This window comes from Achromobacter sp. B7 (assembly GCF_003600685.1).
Taxonomy (GTDB): domain Bacteria; phylum Pseudomonadota; class Gammaproteobacteria; order Burkholderiales; family Burkholderiaceae_B; genus Achromobacter; species Achromobacter spanius_B.
This window is the reverse complement of record NZ_CP032084.1, coordinates 3,377,910-3,398,463: the sequence shown is the minus strand read 5'-3', so window position 1 is coordinate 3,398,463 and position 20,554 is coordinate 3,377,910. Positions and strand designations below refer to the sequence as shown.

At 63.9% G+C, this 20,554-nt stretch carries 21 protein-coding genes; 8 read left to right on the top strand and 13 right to left on the bottom strand.

Annotated elements, in window-relative coordinates; translation table 11 throughout:
• Positions 1-192 precede the first annotated feature (192 nt).
• The gene (locus DVB37_RS15190; RefSeq protein ID WP_162941219.1) at positions 193-3,294 is read left to right on the top strand and encodes an autotransporter domain-containing protein; all 3,102 of its coding nucleotides are present in this window, start codon (positions 193-195) and stop codon (positions 3,292-3,294) included.
• Between the two features lie 48 nt (positions 3,295-3,342).
• Positions 3,343-3,909, top strand: coding sequence for a dihydrofolate reductase family protein (locus DVB37_RS15185; RefSeq protein ID WP_120156036.1), 567 nt, complete (start codon positions 3,343-3,345; stop codon positions 3,907-3,909).
• Here DVB37_RS15185 and DVB37_RS15180 read toward each other — a convergent pair.
• The 3 genes from DVB37_RS15180 to DVB37_RS15170 all read right to left on the bottom strand — a co-directional run bounded on the left by DVB37_RS15180 (position 3,856) and on the right by DVB37_RS15170 (position 6,291).
• Positions 3,856-4,380 (bottom strand): hypothetical protein, encoded by a 525-nt coding sequence (locus DVB37_RS15180; protein WP_046806380.1) that lies wholly within the window; start codon positions 4,378-4,380, stop codon positions 3,856-3,858. The genes DVB37_RS15185 and DVB37_RS15180 overlap by 54 nt on opposite strands.
• 48 nt (positions 4,381-4,428) lie before the next feature.
• Positions 4,429-5,202 carry an alpha/beta hydrolase gene (locus tag DVB37_RS15175; protein ID WP_240433885.1) on the bottom strand — a complete coding sequence of 258 codons (774 nt, stop codon included), beginning with the start codon at positions 5,200-5,202 and terminating at the stop codon, positions 4,429-4,431.
• 306 nt (positions 5,203-5,508) lie between these two features.
• Positions 5,509-6,291 carry a YihY/virulence factor BrkB family protein gene (locus DVB37_RS15170; protein ID WP_240433884.1) on the bottom strand — a complete coding sequence of 261 codons (783 nt, stop codon included), beginning with the start codon at positions 6,289-6,291 and terminating at the stop codon, positions 5,509-5,511.
• Between the two features lie 180 nt (positions 6,292-6,471).
• Between DVB37_RS15170 and DVB37_RS15165 the strand changes: the two genes are divergently transcribed.
• A complete protein-coding gene (locus tag DVB37_RS15165) occupies positions 6,472-6,762 on the top strand; it encodes a hypothetical protein (RefSeq protein ID WP_120156030.1) in 291 nt (96 codons plus the stop codon).
• Positions 6,763-6,771: 9 nt separating this feature from the next.
• Here DVB37_RS15165 and DVB37_RS15160 read toward each other — a convergent pair whose 3' ends face one another.
• The 7 genes from DVB37_RS15160 to DVB37_RS15130 form a co-directional block, all read right to left on the bottom strand.
• Positions 6,772-7,542 (bottom strand): enoyl-CoA hydratase/isomerase family protein, encoded by a 771-nt coding sequence (locus DVB37_RS15160; protein ID WP_120156028.1) that lies wholly within the window; start codon positions 7,540-7,542, stop codon positions 6,772-6,774.
• A gap of 10 nt (positions 7,543-7,552) precedes the next feature.
• Entirely contained in the window at positions 7,553-8,701 is a 1,149-nt protein-coding gene (locus DVB37_RS15155; RefSeq protein WP_120156025.1) for a carbohydrate ABC transporter substrate-binding protein, read from the bottom strand.
• Positions 8,698-9,894 (bottom strand): CaiB/BaiF CoA-transferase family protein, encoded by a 1,197-nt coding sequence (locus DVB37_RS15150; protein WP_120156023.1) that lies wholly within the window; start codon positions 9,892-9,894, stop codon positions 8,698-8,700. The genes DVB37_RS15155 and DVB37_RS15150 overlap by 4 nt, the downstream gene beginning before the upstream one ends.
• Before the next feature lie 30 nt (positions 9,895-9,924).
• Positions 9,925-10,686, bottom strand: a complete 762-nt coding sequence (locus DVB37_RS15145; RefSeq protein WP_120156020.1) for an SDR family NAD(P)-dependent oxidoreductase — start codon at positions 10,684-10,686, stop codon at positions 9,925-9,927.
• Positions 10,683-11,861 carry an aldose 1-epimerase family protein gene (locus DVB37_RS15140; RefSeq protein WP_120156018.1) on the bottom strand — a complete coding sequence of 393 codons (1,179 nt, stop codon included), beginning with the start codon at positions 11,859-11,861 and terminating at the stop codon, positions 10,683-10,685. Before DVB37_RS15140 ends, DVB37_RS15145 begins: the two co-directional genes overlap by 4 nt.
• Positions 11,862-11,998: 137 nt before the next feature.
• The gene (locus DVB37_RS15135) at positions 11,999-12,913 is read right to left on the bottom strand and encodes a sugar phosphate isomerase/epimerase (RefSeq protein ID WP_046806371.1); all 915 of its coding nucleotides are present in this window, start codon (positions 12,911-12,913) and stop codon (positions 11,999-12,001) included.
• A gap of 30 nt (positions 12,914-12,943) precedes the next feature.
• Positions 12,944-14,035, bottom strand: a complete 1,092-nt coding sequence (locus tag DVB37_RS15130; RefSeq protein ID WP_046806370.1) for a Gfo/Idh/MocA family protein — start codon at positions 14,033-14,035, stop codon at positions 12,944-12,946.
• Positions 14,036-14,300: 265 nt separating this feature from the next.
• Between DVB37_RS15130 and DVB37_RS15125 the strand changes: the two genes are divergently transcribed.
• Positions 14,301-15,359: a LacI family DNA-binding transcriptional regulator gene (locus DVB37_RS15125; RefSeq protein ID WP_205571565.1), complete on the top strand. Its 1,059-nt coding sequence runs from the start codon at positions 14,301-14,303 to the stop codon at positions 15,357-15,359.
• A 7-nt stretch (positions 15,360-15,366) separates the two neighbouring features.
• On the opposite strand, the gene DVB37_RS15120 is transcribed toward DVB37_RS15125, so the two are convergent.
• Positions 15,367-16,125, bottom strand: coding sequence for an NADPH-dependent F420 reductase (locus tag DVB37_RS15120; RefSeq protein ID WP_120156013.1), 759 nt, complete (start codon positions 16,123-16,125; stop codon positions 15,367-15,369).
• Positions 16,126-16,218: 93 nt separating this feature from the next.
• Here DVB37_RS15120 and DVB37_RS15115 point away from each other — a divergent pair, with 93 nt between their 5' ends.
• Positions 16,219-16,599 carry a helix-turn-helix domain-containing protein gene (locus DVB37_RS15115; RefSeq protein WP_082134582.1) on the top strand — a complete coding sequence of 127 codons (381 nt, stop codon included), beginning with the start codon at positions 16,219-16,221 and terminating at the stop codon, positions 16,597-16,599.
• 79 nt (positions 16,600-16,678) lie between these two features.
• Here DVB37_RS15115 and DVB37_RS15110 read toward each other — a convergent pair whose 3' ends face one another.
• Both DVB37_RS15110 and DVB37_RS15105 read right to left on the bottom strand, forming a co-directional pair.
• Positions 16,679-17,545, bottom strand: a complete 867-nt coding sequence (locus DVB37_RS15110) for a nickel/cobalt efflux transporter (RefSeq protein WP_120156011.1) — start codon at positions 17,543-17,545, stop codon at positions 16,679-16,681.
• Between the two features lie 10 nt (positions 17,546-17,555).
• Positions 17,556-17,834 carry a metal-sensing transcriptional repressor gene (locus tag DVB37_RS15105; protein WP_104145279.1) on the bottom strand — a complete coding sequence of 93 codons (279 nt, stop codon included), beginning with the start codon at positions 17,832-17,834 and terminating at the stop codon, positions 17,556-17,558.
• A 132-nt stretch (positions 17,835-17,966) separates the two neighbouring features.
• On the opposite strand from DVB37_RS15105, the gene DVB37_RS15100 reads away from it, so the two are divergent.
• Genes DVB37_RS15100 through DVB37_RS15090 form a run of 3 tightly spaced genes read left to right on the top strand, consistent with a single transcriptional unit; the run spans position 17,967 to position 20,530 of the window.
• Entirely contained in the window at positions 17,967-18,935 is a 969-nt protein-coding gene (locus DVB37_RS15100) for a chromate resistance protein ChrB domain-containing protein (protein WP_120156009.1), read from the top strand.
• A 24-nt stretch (positions 18,936-18,959) separates the two neighbouring features.
• A complete protein-coding gene (locus tag DVB37_RS15095) occupies positions 18,960-20,159 on the top strand; it encodes a chromate transporter (protein ID WP_120156006.1) in 1,200 nt (399 codons plus the stop codon).
• A 20-nt stretch (positions 20,160-20,179) separates the two neighbouring features.
• Positions 20,180-20,530 (top strand): rhodanese-like domain-containing protein, encoded by a 351-nt coding sequence (locus DVB37_RS15090; protein WP_104145276.1) that lies wholly within the window; start codon positions 20,180-20,182, stop codon positions 20,528-20,530.
• Positions 20,531-20,554: the final 24 nt, after the last annotated feature.

Below are 20,554 nucleotides of genomic sequence, written 5' to 3'. Positions count from 1 at the left end.
GCTTAGCTTTCCTCAGCATTGCCGCTCAGATTTGCTCAGCTTCAGACGCGCGCAAATTCCTATACTCCGCGTCGACGCGCCGGGATGCAAACGCCCGGCAGCCCCAACACCTGGAAGCCAAGAATGAAGCTGATGCGCCTGTCACCCGTAAATTCCCCTTTGACTCTGCGTCCGCTTTCAGCGGCCATTGCCATGGCCGCCGCCGTGCTTGGCACGCCCAGCGCCGTTGCGGCGCCCCTAACCTGGATCGGCGGTGCGGGCGGAGCCTTTTGGGGCGTCCCCGCGAACTGGGGCGGTGCCCTGCCCAGCATTGCAGACGACGCCTATGTAGGCGCCGGCGTTGTTCAGCTGGACGGGGCCAGCGAAGCCGGCACATTGCTGGTGGGAGACACGGCGGCGGGCACATTGGTGTTTCGAACGGGCGGCAGTTTGAACACGGGCAGCTTCGTGCTGGGCAACGGCGGTGGATCAAACGGCGCGGCCTTGCTGGGCGGCGCGGGCGTCGGCACCGTCTGGAACTCTGTGAACGGCACGATCGCCAAAGGCGTCAACAGCACCGGGTTCTTGACCGTGATGGGCGCCGGCAGTCGGGTCGAAGTGTCGTCCGTGTTGTATGTGGGCGAACGCGGAACGGCCGCGCTGGGCATCATCAATGCCGGCGAGTTGTGGGCGGGCGATCTGACAGCCGGCCGGGGTGGCGACGCGTGGGGAGAAATACAGGTGACCGACGCAGGCTCCAGCTTGCACGTCGGGACCCTGCGGGTGGGCGGCGATGAGTTCGGGCCGGCCAGCACCAGCGCTCGCGGCACGGTGCGCGTGCTGGCGGGCGCGTCGCTTATCGCCACCGCAATCAACGTCGCCGACTCGGCGCTTTCCACAGGCTTTGTCCAGGTAAGCGGAGCGGGATCGTCGGCGGATTCCGCATTGCCGCTCAGAGTGGGGCATCTTGGCAACGGCGCGTTCGAGGTCAGCCATGGGGGGCGCGTGCAGAGCGGTGGCTTGATCGCGGCGGACAGGGCGGGCTCGACCGGCAGCGTCTCGCTAATAGGCGCGGGTTCGTCCTGGACCAGTTCGGGGCCTGTGGAAATCGGCAACGAGGGCAGCGGCACGCTTTTGGTGGCCGACGGCGCGACGCTCAGCGGAACGTCCGGCTTCGTTGGTGGCGGGGCGGGCAGCCTCAGCACTGCCTCGATTGGCGGCGCGGGATCTTCCTGGATCAACAGTGGGATCTTTGTCGTCGGCGAGGCCAACGGCGCGCGCGGCGGCTTGGGCGTTTCCGACGGCGGGCAACTGCTCAGCTGGAACGGTACGCTGGGCAGGCGGGCGGGGTCTTATGGCAACGTGACGATTTCGGGCGACGGATCGAACTGGACGTCTACCGGCCCGGTGACCGTGGGCGATGCCGGCGAAGGAAGGCTGCTGCTGATGTTCGGCGGGGCACTGAACGCAAGTGAAGTCGTCATCGCGAACGCGGCGGGTTCCAAGGGCACGCTAGTGATGGGCACGCCCGCGGATTTTGGCGCCGCGCCAGTCGGCTTGTTGAACGCGCCCGTATTGCGCTTTGGCGCGGGCGACGGTGAACTGCTGTTCAACTTTGTCGGCCCGGCCCTAACCTACGGCGGCAGCATACAAGGCAATGGCCGGGTCAACATCCTGTCCGGCGACGTGATACTTACCGGCATCAGCAGCAACACCGGCCTGACCACCGTATCGGCAAGCACGCTTACGGTCAATGGCGCTTTGGCCGGACCGGTCAGCGTGGGGGCGGGTGCCACCCTGGCCGGTTCGGGTTCGGTGGGGCCGACCACGTTGGTCGCCGGGTCGATTCTCAGCCCCGGCAATTCGATCGGCACCCTGACCGTCAACGGCGACCTGACCTTTGCGCCGGGGTCTACCTACCGCGTCGAAGCGGCGCCCACATCGGCCGCCAGCGATCGGGTCGTGGTGAATGGTATTGCGCGCCTGGCGGGCTCCGTGCTGCACGTGGGGCCGGACGGCAACTTCACGCCCAACCAGCGCTACACCATTCTTAGCGCCCAGTCGTTGCAAGGCCGGTTCGACAGCGTGTCGTCGAACTACGCATTCCTGGATCCCCAGCTTTCCTACAGCGCCACGGACGTGACGCTGGGCTTGCTGCAAACGCGCACCTTTCCCACCGGCGCCACGACGCCCAACCAGCGCGCCGTGGCGGGCGCCTTGCAAAACATGAACGCGGACAGCGCGTTGCGCCAATATGCGGCAACGCTGGCGATGGGCCAGACCGAAGACGCGTTCGACAGCCTGTCCGGTGAAATACACGCCAGCGTGTCCAGCACGCTGCTTCAGGGCGCGGCGCTGGTGCGCCAGACGCCCTTGGCCAAGCTGCGAGCCAACCTTCAGGCGACCGCGCGCCCCGGCAGTCCCCTCGCCGCAGGAGGCGCGTCCGATGCCCCGGTCGCACCCGGACAGATGCCCGCGTCTGGCGCTTTGCCCGCCTGGGCCGAAGTCGTGGGCAACTGGCAGACGATCGATGCCGACGGCAATGCCGCTCAAGTCCGCCAGCATGTTGGCGGCTTGTTCGTGGGCGCCGACCGTCCGGTCGGTGCGGGCTGGCGCGTCGGCGGCGCACTGGGCTACACCGACAGCAACGCGCGTGTCGACCAGCGCTCGTCGCAGGCGGATGTGTCCAGCTACAGCGCGTTGATCTATGGCGGAAAGTCCTTCGCGGTCGGACCCGGCGCGTGGCAATTTATGGCGGGCGCGGGCTACACGTGGCACGATATCTCGACGCGGCGCTACGCCAACAGCCAGACCGCTGCCTTGACGGCGGACTATGGCGCCAGCACCAGCCAGGTGTTCACCGAACTGTCCTATGCCCGGCCAATCGGGGAACGCACCACGCTGGAGCCGTTCGTGGGTCTGGCCTGGAGCAATTTGCGCACGCGCGGCTTTGCGGAAAGCGGCGGCGACGCCGCGCTGTCGGGCCAATCAGGCAGCATGCAGCAAACGTCTACAACGCTGGGTCTGCGCGCCGCCCAGGAATTCGATGTCGGCGGCCGTCAGGGCAGGGTGTTTGGCACCGTGGGTTGGCGCCACGTGTTCGGTGACGTAAAACCGGAATCCGTATTGGCGTTCGACGCCGGTCAGCCGTTTACCGTCGCGGGCGCGCCCATCGGCCGCGATGCAGCGCTGGTGGAATTGGGAGCCGAGGTGGCGATTGCACGCGCAGCGTCAGTAAGGCTTGGGTATGCGGGCCAGTATGCCGGCGACAGTCGCGACCATTCCATCAACGCGAATGTGCGCTGGCAGTTCTAAAGGCGGGCGACGTCATCGCCCAGGTGCATATTTTGGGAAACCGACATCATGGGAATGCTGACTTTCGCTTTCAACGTCACTCTTGACGGCTGCGTAGACCACCGAGAAGGCATCGTTAACGAGGAAACGCATGCCTTCTTCACCCGGCTGATGGACGAGTGCGGGGCGATGCTGTGGGGCCGCGTCACCTACGAGATGATGGAAGCCTACTGGCCGGCGGTCGCCCGGGGCGACGTGGACGCATCACCGGCCATGTGCGAGTGGGCCATCAAGCTACAGGCCAAGCCGAAATACGTGGCGTCCTCGACGCGAAAAGACTACCCGTGGACCAACAGCCACCACCTGGCGGACGAGCTGCGCGCCAGCGTACAGAAGCTGAAGAACGCCACGCCGGACGGCGTACTGCTGGGCAGCGGCCGGCTTGCCACCGAGTTGGACCGGCTGAACCTGATCGACGAATACCAATTCCTGGTGCACCCGATAATCGCCGGGCACGGTCCCACCCTGTTCGAGGGCGGGCTACCCGGCTCGCGACGGCTTGAGCTGATTTCCGCCAAGCCGCTACGAGGCGGCGCCGTCGCCATGCACTACCGGCGCGTGCCCGGCTTGCTGTAGCCGCCACTTCGGGATCTGATATTCGTAGCCGGCGGCTTCCAGCGTTTGGTACCGGGCGAACCAAGGCGCCATGTACTGCTCGATATCCTGCGGCAGCGTTGCCAGCCATGCGCGTAAATCTTCGGGTTCGCACAGCGCCACCGGCGCGCCGCTGGCAAGCGTGTCTTCCGGGACCAGGCCCTTTCCGGGCACCAGGTAGGCGCGGCGATAGAGGCGGCCCTTGTCCCAGACTTCGGGGGGTACATAGACCGGCCAGCCACCTTCATGCGGCACGGAAACGTAAACGCCGATCGAGACCAACTGCCGATTCTCGAAGGAATCCTTGTAGCGGTTCAGCACCAGCCCCTGTTCCACCTCGCCAACCATGCGCCACAGGCAACGCTTACGCTTTTTGCGCCAACCGGCGAACGCGGGGTGAGGGCGCAAGACGTCCATGAATCCGTCTTCAATCAGTGCAAAATCCAGGGGCATTTTCAGGGTCCGGTCGGGGGGCGGTTGGGCTGGTCTCTATGTGATGGTTCAGCGCGCCGGCAGTAGATATTTCATCGCCTGCATGAAGCCTCGTGGTGCGACGGTGAGATGATCCTCGTCGTTCAAGACCGCTGATTTCAATGTCAAGCTCGGGTACTTCCTGCTTTGCAGCGCCGCTTCCAACGCCCGGTTGTCGGCAACCATGTCCACGGTCTGGTTATAGCGTCGATCACCCTTGCGCAAGGCCTCATACTCGCCGACATAAAGATAGACCTTCGCATTCAGATCCTGATTTTTCTTGGCATAGCTCGCTTCCAGCTTCAACGCATGTCGCTTGTCGTACCAAAGCGATGGACTGCCAAGGATATAACTGCTGAACAGGCCAGGTTCGGTGAAAAGGATTTGCGTCCCAAGCAGTGCGCCGTAGGAGTGGCCCAGAAATATTGCTTTGGCAGGGTCCGCCCGGTACTGAGCGTTGACAAAGGGCTTTACCTGGTCGCGCAGATACTGTTGATAAGCCTGCGCCTGACCGTGGACGGCGTTGGGCGATGCCGTGCTCGGGCCGTTTGGTGTCGGCGTGTAGTCGCGCTGGCGGCTGACACCCCCGTTCTCGCCTTTGCCATAGGACAGGCCGATCAGAATGAACTCCTCGACCTGGGGGCCTTCAACATTCAGGCGGCGCGCTAGCTGGCGGATGATCGGAAAAGCGTAGTCGGCGTCGGTCGCATACAGCACGGGGTAGCGCCGCTGCGGTTGCGCGGCATAGGACGGCGGCAATGCGACGAAGACCTGGTAGCCGCGTTTGGAAATGGGATCGGGCACGTCCCATACCTCGCTATCGGGGATCTCGTAGGGGTGCCCGTTTCCAGTTTGCATCCTGGGCGAGGAGGGGGCCTGAGCGTACGTCGGAGCGCTAACAGTGCCGAAGCTGATAATAAGGGCGACCAACAGGGCATTTGGAAAACGTCGATGCATGTGGATTCTTGGTGTATACGCCCAGCCCTCGGCACCCGGGTATGACACGGCCCATGATGAGTGGCAGGTTTGCGCAGCAGTAGGGCCGCATATCCTAGCCGATTCGTTCTTCGTGCGCGTGGCGACCCGACCCTACGGCGGGTTTTTGGATCTTTAGCTGCGTTCTCTGCGGGATCCATGCGCTTGGGCATAAACGCGGGTGAATTCCGCGCCCAGCAGAAATACCTGGGCCGCGTAATAAACCCAGATCAGCACGATTACCAGCGACCCCGCCGCCGCATACGACGAGGCGACGGATGCCTTGGCCATGTACAGGCCGATCAGGAACTTTCCGATTTCGAACATCACGGCGGTGACGAACGCCCCTGCCCAGACGTCTCGCCACGCGACCGAGACCTGGGGCATAAACCGGTAGATCATCCCAAAGAGCAGGGTGAGTATGCCCAACGTAATTGCCTCGTTGAGCACTTGCAGAAGCACTCCCCAGCCGGGTATCCCGCTGCCCAGCCAACTGCCCAATGCCGCCAGCACGGTGCTGACGACCAGCGAGACCAGCAATAAAAACGCCAAGGTCAAAATCAGGCCAAACGAAAGCAGACGCGCGCGGATGACGGCCCAGATGCCGGACTGCTTCTTGGCGTTGACCTTCCAGATCCGGTCCAGCGCGCTTTGTAGTTCCGAAAATACTGTCGTCGCCCCGACCACCAGCACCACGACGCTGATGACCGTGGCCGCGATGCCCTGCGCGGGTTCTTGCGCGCCCAATACGACACTTTCCACCGCCTTCCCGCCCTCAGCGCCGACCAAGGCGCTGACCTGCTCCAACAACTGCCCCTGCGCGGCTTCGTGGCCCCAAAAGAAGCCGGCGATACCGATCACGATAATAAGAAGTGGCGCCAGCGAGAACACCGTGTAGAACGCGATGGCGGCGCCCATGCTGGGCGCATAGTCGTCCAGCCAGTTCGTCACCGTTTGCTTAACTAACGCATAGAACCCTTTGATAGCCATTTCCACACTCCCAGCGCATGCGGAAGGCGTAGCAAGTGGCGTGCCGAGCCCATGGCCGGCGCCGAGCAACGTAAAATGTCAGGCTTCCACCCTCTACGTGCTTCCCACATGAACCTTGAACGACTCCGTCGCGAATTTCCCGACTACGACATCACAACCCTGCCGACCCTTCCCGAAGGGTATTTCGACGCGTCCAGCTATATCGATGCAGCGCCATCATTTGAGAACAAAGAGCGCGGCTTGAAGGTGTTTATCGACTACGCCAACTATGCCGACCGTCCGTCCGGCAGGAGCCAGCGCTTCTGTGTGTCCCGCTACGACGAGGAAGAGGGCGACTTCGAGGACGTGGCCCTGTCGACGAACGACTGGGCCGAAGTCTTGCGCTTCCTGACCGCCTGAACGCCCTGGTCAGCGCCGCTCGAACGTCGGCGCGCGTTTTTCTTCGAATGCCCGCCGGCCTTCCTTGGCGTCGGCGGTGGCAAAGCAGATCGCTTGCAGATCGCGCTCGTATTCCACTGCCTTCTCAAGCGGCATCGACAGCGCGGCGCGCAGATTGACGCGTGCCGTCTCGGCCGCGATCGGCGCGCGCGAGGCAATGGTGGCGGCAAGCGCTTGCGCGCGCTCGCGCAGCTGCTCTTGCGGCACCACCTCGCTTACCAGGCCCCAGGCCAGCGCCTGTTCGGCGCGGATGGGGTCGCCGGTCAGCACCATCAGCGCCGCGTTGCTCGGGCCTACCGCATGGACAAGCTGGGCCGTCATGCCGCCGCCGCCGATCCAGCCTAGCTTGATCTCGGGCGCGCCCAGGCGGGCGTTGTCGGAGGCGATGCGGATATCGCAGGCCAACGCCATCTCCAGGCCGCCGCCGAAGGTATAGCCATTGATCGCCGCCACCGTGGGCTTTTTCAACATGCGCACGCAGTCGCAGTAGTCAAGCCGATTGCGGAAATCCCACGGGGTGGCGTAGCGATCAAGCTCGGTAATGTCCGAGCCGGCGCAGAAGGCCTTGGGGCCCGCGCCGGTCAGGATCACCGCGCGCACCTGCGAGTCGGTGTTGCATTGCTGCACCGCCGCGATCAGCAGGTCGGCCATCTCGGGCGTCATCGCGTTCAGCTTCTCGGGGCGATTGAGTTCGATGATGGCGACATGGCCATCGATACTGAGGTTAACGAGTGCGTTCACGTCGACATCCTTAGGTTGCGGTGTGCTTGGGGGCGCGGGCCAGGCTGGCCTGGAAGCGCTGAGTCAGGCCGCGCGCCAATAAGTGGGAGGATGCGCGTGCGGCGACGCCGTCACGCAGGAATTGCGAGGCCTCGGCCTGGAAGGCGATGTAGCCATCGTGCCGGGGGCGGATCGAGGCAGCCTCAAGCGTGCGAGCCGTGTTGACATAGAAGTTGCCGCTGGCCGCATTGACGTTCGCATCCCCCCAACTGTCGCGATGGCTGGGCTGCCCTTCGTGCTGCGGGATGAAGCCGCTTTGGGTATCGGCCGCGAGCAACCACAACAGATGCGCGCGCAATTCCGGCCCCACGATGCAGCGCCGTGATATCGCAATGCCGGTGCCGCCGAGGATCGAGCCGGGCCTGCCCGCGTCAGCCTCGGGCGCGTCGCGGAACGTCAGCGGTTTCGCGACCGCCAAGGTGGCGTAGTTCACATAGCCATAGACCAGCGGACAGAGCGCGATGTCATCGCGCGAGCTCATGTGGCCAAGCAACGCAATCGGGTTGTACGCCAGGGCGTGCGCGGGCGTGAGCCGCGCCAATTCGCTGAGCACCTCGCAAGCCTCGGCAAGCGTCGCCTCGTCGTGCCACGCGCCGTGCGGGCGCAGGTCGGTATCGGGCGCGATGGCGGCCGCAATCGACAACAGCGACAACAACGGGTGCGGGCCGCCCCAACTGAGCGCGACCGCGCCGCTGCGTTGCGACAGCGTCAGCACCTCGCGCCAGGTGCGCGGCACGGGGCCGTCGAGCCGATCGGCGCGCGTGGCCATGACCTGCGTGGCGGCGTCCAGCGGCAGCGCCCATTGGCGATCGTCCATGCGATAGCTGTCGTACGACAGCCCGATGCTGTCGCGCGCAATCCGCGCCAGCTCGTCAGGCGCGAACACGGTGTCTAGCGCTTGCACGCAATCGTGCGCCAGGGCCTCGCCCAGATGCGGATGATCCAGCACCACGAGGTCATAGCGGGCGCAGAGTTCGGCGATGGGCGCCGATTCGAAGCCTTCAAGCGACTGCTTGTCCCAGTGCACAAGTGGCGCGTGCGCGGTGGCAGCGTGCAGCGCATTGAAGCCGCGCGGGTGATCCCAGGTCAAGCCGCGGTAGGGCAGGGCGCGCTCGCTCATTCAGAGGCTCCACGCAGCACCGCGCCCGAGGCGGCATGCGCGGCGATCTCGTCGGCGCTGAAGCCGAAATCGCGCAGGACTTCGTCGGTGTGCTGGCCGGTCAGCGGTGCCCCGCGCACCACCTGGCTTGGCGTCTTGGAAAAGCGGATCGGAAAGCCCGGTGTCTTGATCTTGCCTTCAGTCGGATGCTCATATTCGACGAAGGTGCCGTTGTGCGCGATCTGCGGGTCGTCGACCAGATCGGCGTATCCATAGACGGGGCTGCACCAGATGCCGGCGGCATCAAGCTTGGCGAACCAGTCGGCCGTCGAGGCCTTGGCAAGCGTGTCGCGCACCAGCGCATAGATTTCGTCGCGCTTTTCCCAGCCGTCGCGCTCGTCGGTGTACTGGCCCAGGCGCGGCTCTTCGGTCACGCGCGCCAGCACGTTCATGTCGGGCATGGCCAGCGCCAGATAGCCGTCGTTCGTCGCGAAGGTGCCATAGGGGGCGCGGATGTACACGTGGGCATGCGGCTCGGCGCTGCGCACCTGCGGCTTGTGCCCCACGGTGTAGACCGAGAGCTCCTGCATCTGGATCGTGGTGATCGCATCCAGCATGTTGACTTCGACCTTCTGGCCTTCGCCGGTACGCTCGCGGTGCAGCAGCGCGGCTAGCACGCCTTCGAAGGCGCAGTACGCGGTGACGGCGTCGACCACATACTGGCCTGCCGCGCGTGGCGCTTCGCCCGCACGGCCCGACGACAGCATGGCGCCCGACATCGCCTGCAACAGCAGGTCCTGACCGGGGCGCGTGGCATAGGGGCCGTCTTCGCCGAAGCCCGACATCGATACATAGATCAGGCGCGGGTTCAGCGCCGACAGGGTCTCGTAGTCCACACCCAGACGGCCGGCGACACCCGGACGGTAGTTCTGGATAAACACATCGGCCTGCGCCGCGAGTTTCTGGATGATCTCCTTGCCGCCGGCACTCTTCAGATCGATCGCCAGCGAGCGCTTGTTGCGGTTCAGCGAAAGAAAGGACACGTTGATCTTGTTGCCCGTGATGCCGCCGGCCGGCGCGTGCCGCTGCCATTCGCCGGTGGGCGGCTCGATCTTGATCACGTCGGCGCCCAGGTCGCCCAGGCGCTGCGCCGCGAACGGCCCCGCCATGGCGATGGAGCAGTCCAGAACCTTGTAGCCAGAAAGAATACTCATGCTTCTACCCTCTGCGTGCGCCGATGCGCTTCAATGCATGACCCAGCCGCCGTCAACCGCCAGCGTCTGTCCGGAAATGAAACCCGCCTCGTCCGAGGCAAGGAAAACGATGGCCGCGGCGATGTCGCCCGCGTGCCCACGGCGCTTTACCGACTGGCGTTCCAGCACCATGCGGTTGTAGCCCTCGGGATCGGGATGAATCTTCTCGGCGTCGGTGGGAAACGCGCCCGGCGAAATGGCGTTGACCGTGATGCCCCACTTGCCGAACTCGCGGGCGAAGGCGCGCGTGGCTCCCACCATCGCGCCCTTGGATTGCACATAGGGCAGCAGGTTTTCCCAGCCGCCCGACAGCGTGATCGACGAGATGTTGATCACGCGGCCCCATTGCTGCTCGCGCATGCCGGGCAGCGCCGCGCGGATGATCTGAATCGCCGCCTCCACGTTCACGCGGTGCACGCGCGCCAGCTCTGCGTCGCTGTATTCCTCGAATGGGCGCGAGGGGTAGATGGCCGCGTTGTTGATGACCACATCAATCGGGCCCTGGGCCGTCAGCTGCTCAAGCTGCGATTGCAGCGCGTGGGCGTCGGCCAGATCGACCTGCACGATGTGAAGCTGGTCGGAAAACCGCGCGGGCACGGTGCTGCGCAGGCGATCGATATGCCCCGCGTGGTTGTCGAGCGCGATCACGCGGGCGCCCGCTTCCAGCAGCGCAATCGTGGTGTCCACACCGAAGCCGCCCGCCGCGCCCGTGACCAAAACACGGCGGCCTTGCAATGAGAAGCGCGCGCTCATGTGCGCCCCGCGATGGGCGCAAAGCGCCCCGACAACGGCGGATAATCGGCCTCGGGCTGCACCGCGATCGCGCGGATGCGGGCTTCGCATGCCGCGATATCGGCGGGCGAGCCCAGCACGCTGAACGTGGTGTCGTAGCGGCGCTCTTCCCCATGCTCAAGCCAGATGAGCTCGTTGCGTTCACGCGCCGCGCCCTGGCCCAGCACATGGTTGGTCGACGGCTCGATGCCCATCGCATACTGGCCCGATTGCAGGTTCTGCCATTGATACTGGCAAGGGAATTGATGCTTGAAGGTGCTGACCTGCATGCCCAGGCCCAGCTTGTCGTTGACCAGGGCCACCGGGACGCTGCCGTCGTCGGCGGCGGCCATCTCCTGCTGCCACACTTGCTCATGAAAGCCCAACTGCGGCGCCGGCATGCGGCGGTAGCCCACGCCTTGCTTGCGGTAGGTTTGCTCGTGCGCGGCCCACACCACATCGCGGATCGGCGCCAGATAGCGCGAGTCGGCGTCCAGCACCGGATAGCCCAGGTTGATGTGATAGCAGAGCATGTGCGGCGTGCGGTAGAAGCCGCGATTCACCACGCGATCCGACAGTTTGATGTCGTTGGTGCCTACCTCGATCTCGATGCGGCGGTGCAGCTCCAGGTGCTCGCCGAACACGGTGCCCTGGCTGACGATTCCCTCTGCCCACAGCACGCAGCGATCGCCTTCCCAACGTTCGCCGTAGCCGGTCAGGCGCGCCGGAATGGTGCCCACGCGGCCGTGGATGGACTGCTTGGCGGTCTTGCGCGGGCCGTAGACGTAATTGTCGGCCGGCGCGTCGTACATGAACAGAATGTGGTCCAGTCCGCAAGTAATCATGAGGCCCGAGAACGAGCGCATCCAGCCCAGTCCGCCTTCGCCTTCGTAGTCATGCAGGCCGGGATGGCGATAGCCCGACGGCGACTGCCATCCCATGGCAAAGCCTCGGTAGTCGCAATCGGCGATGTCCATCGCGCGATCCACCAGCACCGTGAAACGCAGGCCCGTACCGCTGCGGAACTCCAGCATGCGGATACCGCGCTCCAGCCCGTCGTCCAGCGTCATCAGGCGTACGCCGGCAAACTGCGCAAGCTGCCCGGTGCGCGCCTCCACGTCGCGGCGCGTCATCCAGGTTCCGTAAATGTCAGGCATGAGTTCTCCCTGGCAAAGGCGCGGGTGCGCGCTTGCCGGTGTCGGTGTTCAGAATCGTGTTGGTAGTCGTGTTCCCAGGCGCGCCGGGGGCCTTATGCAAAGGTGCCTCGCGGCGCGCCTGTGTTGCGGCAGGCGGCCTACAGGCCGTTCGCGCGCAGCCGCTCGTCCAGGAAGGTCTTGGCGCGCGGCACGTCGTCTTCGGTCAGGTGTTCGATGATGATGGGAATGTTGGGGTGCTTCTTGGCCAGGCGTTGCAGGTAAAGGTCGTAATTGAGCGCGCCCAGGCCCGGCGCCGGCAGTTCGATCTCGCCCACGCCACGGAAGGTGTGGCTCTCGGCCGCGCCCTCGTCACCAATGTCGCTGTGCTTTTCCGACTTGTCATCGCCCGAACGCTTCACGTCCTTGGCATGCGCGATGCAGATCTTGTCGGAGAGGGCGTCGAACACCTGATTCAGCGTGCGGTCCATCTGGTCGATGTTGTGCGCTTCGAAGTAGTTCGTCGGGTCCATCAAGAGGCCCAGGCCAGGGTGATCCACCTCGGCGAACATGCGCAACGTTTCCTCGACGGATCCCACCACGTTGTTCACGTAGGTCTCAAGCAGGAACACCGCGCCATGGTCATAGGCATGTTGGGATAGCTCGGCGATCACCGTGCGGCACTGGTCCCAGCCTTCCTCGGTCTTGTTTTTGGGGTGATGCACCCAGTCGCTGTCGGTGGCAAACGTGCCGGTTTCCGAGATCACGTAAGGCGAACCCAACTGGCGTGCGTGCGTGAGGATCTCTTTGAGATAGCCGTTGCGGCGTTGGCGCTCGGCGGGATCCGGGTGAACGATATTGGTATAGGCCGAGATGCAGGACACCGGCAGGTTGTAGTGGCGGAAGGTGTCGCGGATCTGCGTGCATTTCTGCGCGGTCAACTGCCCCGGGCCGAGTTCCATGTCCTTGAAATGCAGGTCCAGCTGCACGGTGTTGAAGCCGTGCGAGCGGATCACCTTGGCGGTGCGCTCCAGCTCATAGGGAAAGTAGCCCGAGAAGATTCCGGTCTGGATCATGATGCTTGTCTCCGTCTGTTTTTTGTCTGGTTATTCAACAGCCGGCAGCCGTACTGTGCGGCCTTCGGCGATGGACGTATACGCGGCCTCGACCAGCGCCATGGTGCGTACGTTGTCGGTCACGCTCAACGCAGGCTCGGTGCCGCTGGCCAGCGCGTACTGCAACTGCTCCATCACGCCGATGAAGGCATGCGGAAACCACATCGTGTCCCACGTGGGGGTTACCCAGCGCCCGTCGGTATGGCCCTGGGCCGCGCGCGAGGCGTAGCTCAGGGTCGACGGCTCGCCGGTGGGCCAGCCGATGGTGCCGCGCGCGACGCCCTCGGTGCCTTCCACGCGCCAGCGAATGTGCTGGTCGTCGGGGTATCCCTCGGCGCGCGGGCCCGACCACACATCTTCAAGCGACAGCGCGAGCAGGCCGTTGCCAAAGCGCAGCGTGGTGCTTACCAGCCCATCCTGATGCGCGAACTGGGTGCGCGGATCGGGGCGGGTGATGCTGGTGATCTCGGTGGGCTCGCCAAACAGATAACGCAGGGCATCAAGGTGATGCACGCTCATGTTCGAGAGCGTCAGCCGGTCATAGCCGCGCAAAAAGTCCTGCCAGTGCGGGATCGCGTGCATGTCGATCTGCGCGAACACCGGCGTGCCCAGCACGCCCTGGTCCAGCAGCTGCTTAAGCGTGCGCATCGATTGGTCGTAGCGCATGTTCTGGTTGACCGACAGGATCTTGCCGGCGGCACGAGCCTCGTCGCGCAGGGCGCGGGCTTCGTCCAGCGAGAGGGCAAGCGGCTTCTGCGCCAGCACGCCGCGCACGTGCGGGGCGCGCAAGGCGGCGCGTATCAGCTCGGGCTGCATATCGGGCGGATACGCGATGTCCACGATTTCGATCCGCGGATCGGCGATCAGGGCCAGGGGATTCTCATGCACTAGCGGGATGCCGTAGCGTTCGGCGACCTTGGCCGCTTTGCTGCGAGTACGCGACGCGATCGCCGCCACCGTGAAGCCGGCCTGCTGATAGGCCGCCAGATGGCATTCGGCCATGATCATGCCGGCGCCGATGCAGCCGATGCGAAAGCGCCGTTCCCGAATGGGCGGGTCGGGCACCAGGGTAGGGTGCGACATGTGCTCCTCCTGCCGGCTTGGTATGCACTGTCGACTGCCTGGCATCCTGCCGTGCGGTGTTTGATGTTATTGAGCCGCGATAATCACATCAAAACAATCAGGGGTAAAGGTGGCTGGCGCCCATAGGGCAGCAACGTTACCTTTTTGATCCAGAATGATTGCAAATGATGGGTTATGATCGCCTCGCTGCCATCGTCCTGATGGTGTCTTGAGAGCCCGGTCCCGCATGCGCCCCACCATTTCCCTCATTGCCCGTGAAGCCGGCATGTCCACCGCCACCGTGGACCGCGTGCTGAACGACCGCGACGGCGTGCGCGGCAAGACACGCGACCGCGTGCTGGCAATTGCCAATCGCCTTGGCTACTTCGTCCAGGGCGCCGATGCCGCAAGCCAGGACGTGCGGGTCGATTTCGTTTTACCCGCCGGCACCAACAGCTTCATGACCGCGTTGGGTCAGCACCTGCTTGAAGAAGCCGCCACCCGCCCCGATGTGCGCGCACGCCTGCATCTGATCGAGGGATTCGACGCCAATAAGCTCGCGCAAAAGCTCTACGAGCTGCGCGGCCAGACCCAGGCCGTTGGCCTGGTCGGGCTGGACCATCCACAGGTGCGCGACGCCATCATGGCGCTGCGCGACAGCGGCGTGCATGTGAGCACCCTGGTGTCGGACATTCCGATCTCGGCGCGCCTGGGTTACGTGGGCATCGACAACCGCGCCGCGGGCCGCCTGGCCGCGCTGTTGCTCGGCCGGTTTCTGCCACAGCATACCGAGCGCAAGGTCGCGGTGTTCGTGGGGTCACTGGCGTATCGCGGCCATGAAGAGCGCGAGATGGGCTTTCGCTCGCTGCTGAGCGAAGAGTTTCCGCACCTGCGCATCGCACACATTCTTGAGATCGGCGACGACCGCGACCGCGCCTTTGCCGTCACGCAGGAGCTGCTGCGCAACGAGCCGCCGCACGCGATTTACAACATCGGCGCCGGCAATCAAGGCATCGCGCGGGCGCTGAAAGAGGCGCGGCCGGCTGAGGCGCGGCCGGCTCAGGCGCGGCCGGCCGAGGCGCGGCTTACCGAGGCATGGCCCAACGAGGCTCGCTCAAACCAGGCCGCCTCGGCCCATCGCATTGTCTTCGTGGGTCACGACCTCACCGAAGCCACGCGCCGACTGTTGCTCGATCGCACCATGGACGCCGTGATCGACCAGAACCCGCGCGTCGAGGCACGCGAAATCGTCAAGCTGCTGGTGGCGGCCGTGAAGGGCGCGCCCGAACCCAGCTACCTGCCGCGGCTTCAGGTCATCTTCCGGGAAAATATTCCGGAGCCGTGATAGTTGGTCAGCGGTGGCCATGCTGCGGCGCATTGATCCTGCGGTTCATCGCCACAACTTCTTCGTGTGTCGGGCTCGGCCCCAGTTTGGCAAAAGCCTCCGCCATCTGGTCGCGTTTTCGCTCGGCATCGCCCTTTACCGCCGATGCCAGGGCTGCGCGCGTTTCGTCGGCGTCCCAGTCGCAGCAATAGGCGGGCGTGCAGGGCTGCTGTCGCCAGGACTCGCTCAAAGAGCCGGCGTCGACTGGATCAAAACCGACTTGGTCAACCAGGTTCATCGCGACCTGCTTACATCCCTCGTCGTCACCCGCAACCGCGATGGCCAAGCGGCCTTGGGCGCCCCTAGGCGTTCCCAGGTTCGCCAGGGTGTAAGCCAACGCATTGTTGAATGCCTTGGTCACCGGGCGGCCAACCTGCTGAGACACCCATACGCTCTCAGGCATTCCGTCGTCAATTTCTGCGATGCGCGCGTCTCGCATGCCGGGGTAGTAGTTGCTGGTATCGATGATAGGCACAACGGTCGCGACCGAATTGAACAAGCCGGCCGGAAGCTGCTGCATCGCCGGCAGGGGAATGGCGAGGATGATGGCGTCCACATTGTCCACTGCGTCCCAGACGTCTGCTGCCGTCGCGCCCATCTGCTTTGCAAGCGTGGATACGCCTTCTCTGCCCTTGGAATTGGCTACGCGCACTTGATGCCCGGCCGCCGTCAGTTTGCGAGCGAGGGTGCCGCCGATGTTTCCTGTCCCGATGATTCCGATATTCATATGAACTCCTGCGTATGAAGGGTCCACTGTAGAATTCCGCTTTCGAAATTGGAAGTACCCACTAAAACCTCAGTAACCCACCAAGGAGGCCTTATGACCGGGGATCGGGAATGGAACTGTGAAGACCCCAATCGTCGACGCGAGTGGGCGGCGGCGACTACTGAAACCTTGCGAGTCCTTGAGGGGAAGTGGAAGATCATCATTCTGTGCCAGCTGTTTGCCGCTAAAAAAGCGATCCGTTTTTCAGAGCTGGAACGGCTTATCGATGGCGTGAACCAGAAGATGTTGATTCAGCAACTGAAGCAGCTTGAAGCGGACGGAATCGTGCATAGAACGGTTTTTCCTCAGGTCCCTCCCAAAGTGGAATATCAGCTGACAGAGGCGGGATACGCGCTCGGGCCCTCGATGCAGGCGCTTATCGAATGGGCAGAAAGGCGCCATGAGTTTGTCGCGTCACATGTTCCTGGGCAATGACGTCACCGCTCGCTTGCACAAGGCTCGGGCGTGGGCCAGGGTGGGCCTCGATAATCCTCAGCGCTTCTGCATACCGGTCCTAAGCGGGATGCAGGCCAACCCATCCATTCATCCCCACATAGACGCCCACGGCAATGATCAGCAAGCTGGAGAGATACGGCGCTTGCTGGGCAACCGCGTTAAACCAAGGCACACGTTTGTTGACGTGGCGGACGCTTAGCGCCGCCACGGCGCCGACCGTCACCAGCGTGATGGCCAGCCCGATCGAGAAGCACAGCACCAGCACGGCGCCCAGCGTGAACTCCTTGAGTTGAAGGCACAACAACAGCACGGTGATCGCCGCGGGGCAGGGGATCAGGCCACCGGTCAGGCCGAACAAGGCGATCTGCCAGTTGGTCACGTTGCGGTTCGTGAAACGCCGCCGGATGTCATTGGCGTGCGCAAGCTGGTGAGCATCCTGGTATCCCTCGGCCCCTACGTCCAGTCCTCGCGGCGCTTCTTGGCGGTGGTGCTGCTGATGCTCATGGCGATGGTGGTGTCCATGTCCATTTTCATGGTCATGTCCATGGACATGGTGATGATGGCCATGGCCCGCACCATGCTGCTCGCGCCAGGTCCGCCAGAACATCCACGCCGCGATCAGCACGATGATCACCCCGGACGCCAGCTGGAAATACGGCTCCAACTCCTCCGCCGCGACGCCACGCCACAGATACATGCCGCCCAGGCCGATCCCCCACACGATCGCCGTGTGCGAAATAGTCGCGGTGATGCCGAGCAACACCGCCTGCGCCACCGAACCCCGGATCGCGACGATGAACGCCGCCATCATCGTCTTGGAATGGCCGGGCTCCAGCCCGTGCAGGGCGCCCAGCAGGATGGCGCTGGGAATGAACAGCCAGGCGTGCGATGCACCCTGGGCGATCAGATCGGAAAACGACAGCATGGATCCGTCCTTAGAGGTACTTGGTGATTTCTTTGAATTCGTCGATCGCGCGCTGCCGGTCCGCGTCCAGCTCGCCCACCGCGTCCTGCAGGCAGTGGTCGATGTGGTCCTGAATCAGGACTTTCTTGGCCTGGGAAATGGCACGCTCAACCGCGTGTAGCTGCTGGGCAAGCTCAAGGCAGGGACGGTGTTCTTCCATCATTGCCAGAATGCTGCGCAAATGGCCTTCCGCCCGCTTGAGACGTTTGGCGACGGCGTCGTGATGATGGTGGGGATCAGGTTTTTCCATGCGGAAATCATATCCCCCCCGGGAGGATATCCAGGCATGAAAACCATGCCGCCAATCAGGGCAAGCGAAAAAAGCGTTGTAGCGATCTCTACATGATTGCAGAGATCGCAACCTCTTCTTATTCTGCTTCCCATGGACACCTCGCTCGCATCCTCGTGGCTTCTGCTTATCGTCAGCCTGCCCACCGGCGGTGCCACCGCGCGCATGCGCATCTGGCGCAAGCTGAAGGCCCTGGGCTGCACCGCCTTGCGCGACGGCGCCTATCTGCTGCCGGCTCATGCCGAGCAAGCCGCACAATTGGCCGATCTGGCCACCGAAACAACTGAAGAAGGCGGCCAGGCCTGGTTGCTGCGGGTCCAGCCCCGCGACAACGACGAGTCCGCCTCGTTCCAGCAGCTGTTCGACCGCTCGGCCGACTACGAAGCCTGGCTGGCGGAACTGGCCCAGGCGCGCCAGACGCTGGCCGGTTTGAATGGGCCGGAACTGAACCGCCTGTTGCGCCGTCACGAACGCAGCTACCTGGCGTTGCAGCGGATCGATTTCTTCCCGGGCGAAGCCTCGCTGCGCGCTCAAGCCCAGCAGCGCGATTTCGCCAATGCCATCGAATCCCTTCTGTCGCCCGGCGAACCTCATGTCGCCCAGGAGGGAAGCATCGCGCGCCGCGATCCCATGCATTACCGGGGCCGGCTCTGGGCGACCCGGCGCCATGTCTGGGTAGACCGGGTCGCTAGTGCCTGGCTGATCCAGCGCTTCATCGACCCGTCCGCGCGCTTCCTTTGGATCGAGAACCCGGTCGACTGCCCGCCTGATGCCCTGGGATTTGACTTCGACGGTGCCACTTTCACACACGTGGGCGACAGGGTGTCGTTCGAGGTGCTGCTTGCCAGCTTCGGACTGGAAGACAACCGGGGCCTTGCACGTCTGGGCGCCTTGGTGCATGGGCTTGACGTCGGCGGCGCCGCCGCGCCGGAAGCTGCCGGTTTCGAGGCCATGCTGGCCGGCGCGCGCAAGCGCCTGCCCGACGACGATGCCCTGTTAGCCGAGGTCGGCGCCGTGCTGGATTCTCTGTACGCCCATTTCTCCGGTGGGCGTCAGACATGACCCTTCCTTGCCAAGAGCGCGACCGTGAATCCCGCTGAAGAATCCGCCCGCGACCACGCCGCGACGTTTGTCTCGCCGCCTGGCTATACCCTTTGGCAATTAGCCTGGTATTTCGTCCGGCTGGGGGCCATCGGTTTCGGCGGGCCTGTTGCCTTGGCCGGCTACATGCACCGCGATCTAGTCGAGGGCAGGGGCTGGATCACGGACGGCGATTACAAGGAAGGTTTAGCGCTGGCCCAACTGGCGCCAGGCCCTCTGGCCGCGCAGCTTGCCATCTACCTCGGCTACGTGCACTACCGCATTCTTGGCGCCACGCTGGTGGGCATCGCCTTCGTCCTACCATCGTTCTTCATGGTTGTTGCGCTGGGCTGGGCATACGTGCGTTTCGGCGGCCTGGCCTGGATGCAAGCGGTGTTCTACGGCGTGAGCGCCGCCGTGATCGGCATCATTGCCATCAGCGGCTACAAGCTCACTACCAAGAGCGTGGGCCGCGACAAGCTGTTGTGGGCCATCTATCTGGTGCTGGCTGTCGTAACCGTTATCACCGAGTCTGAAATAGCCTGGCTGTTTCTGGCGGCCGGCCTGCTCGTCTGGTTTTGGCGCGCGCCGCCCCAGTGGCTGAAGTCCGGCCATCTGCCGGCAGCGGCCGCGATGTTCGCGCCAGCGGGCACGGCGCTAACTACGCTGGATGGGCCGCTGCTCTGGCAGATCGGACTGTTCTTCGCCAAGGCGGGCGCTTTCGTTTTTGGTTCCGGCCTTGCCATCGTGCCGTTTCTCTATGGCGGCGTGGTGACCGACTTTCACTGGCTCAATGACAAGCAGTTCGTGGATGCCGTAGCGGTGGCCATGATCACGCCGGGACCCGTCGTTATCACGGTGGGTTTCATCGGCTACCTGGTGGCCGGTTTTCCCGGGGCCTGTGTGGCGGCGCTGGCCACCTTTCTGCCTTGTTATCTGTTCACCATCGTCCCAGCACCCTATTTTAAAAAGTACGGAAAACTGCCCGGTGTCCTCGCATTCGTTGACGGCGTGACGGCCGCGGCAATCGGCGCTATCGCGGGCGCAGTCATCGTTATCGCCCGACGCACAATCGTCGATATGCCGACACTGATGTTGGCGATGGCCGCGGTGCTGCTGTTGTTACGGTTTAAAAAACTGCCCGAACCGATGATCGTGACGGGCGCGGCGCTGATCGGCCTGGCGATTTACCCGCTGATGCATTAAGCCCGCTCAAGGAGTCCATCATGCAAAGCATATCCATTCCGGAACTTGCGCTTTGGCGCAGCGCCGGGTTTCCCCATACGTTGATAGACGTGCGACGCAAGCTCAGGCGCATGGAGGATGGGGTGTCAATCCCTGAAGGCCAATGGCTTGACCCCGCTTTGTGGCTGGACTGGAAAGACACGATAGCAAACACGCAGGCCGTGGTCGTCTATTGCGCCGAAGGCCACGAACTTAGCCAAGGGCTGGCGGCCACCCTTCAGGCGATGGGCATCGACGCCAGATATTTAATTGGCGGGATACAGGCTTGGCGTGCTGCCGGGCAGTGCGTGGAATCAATCGAATTTCGCGACCGGCACGCCGGTAGTGCGTGACTATTCCGCGTCGATGTCGATCAA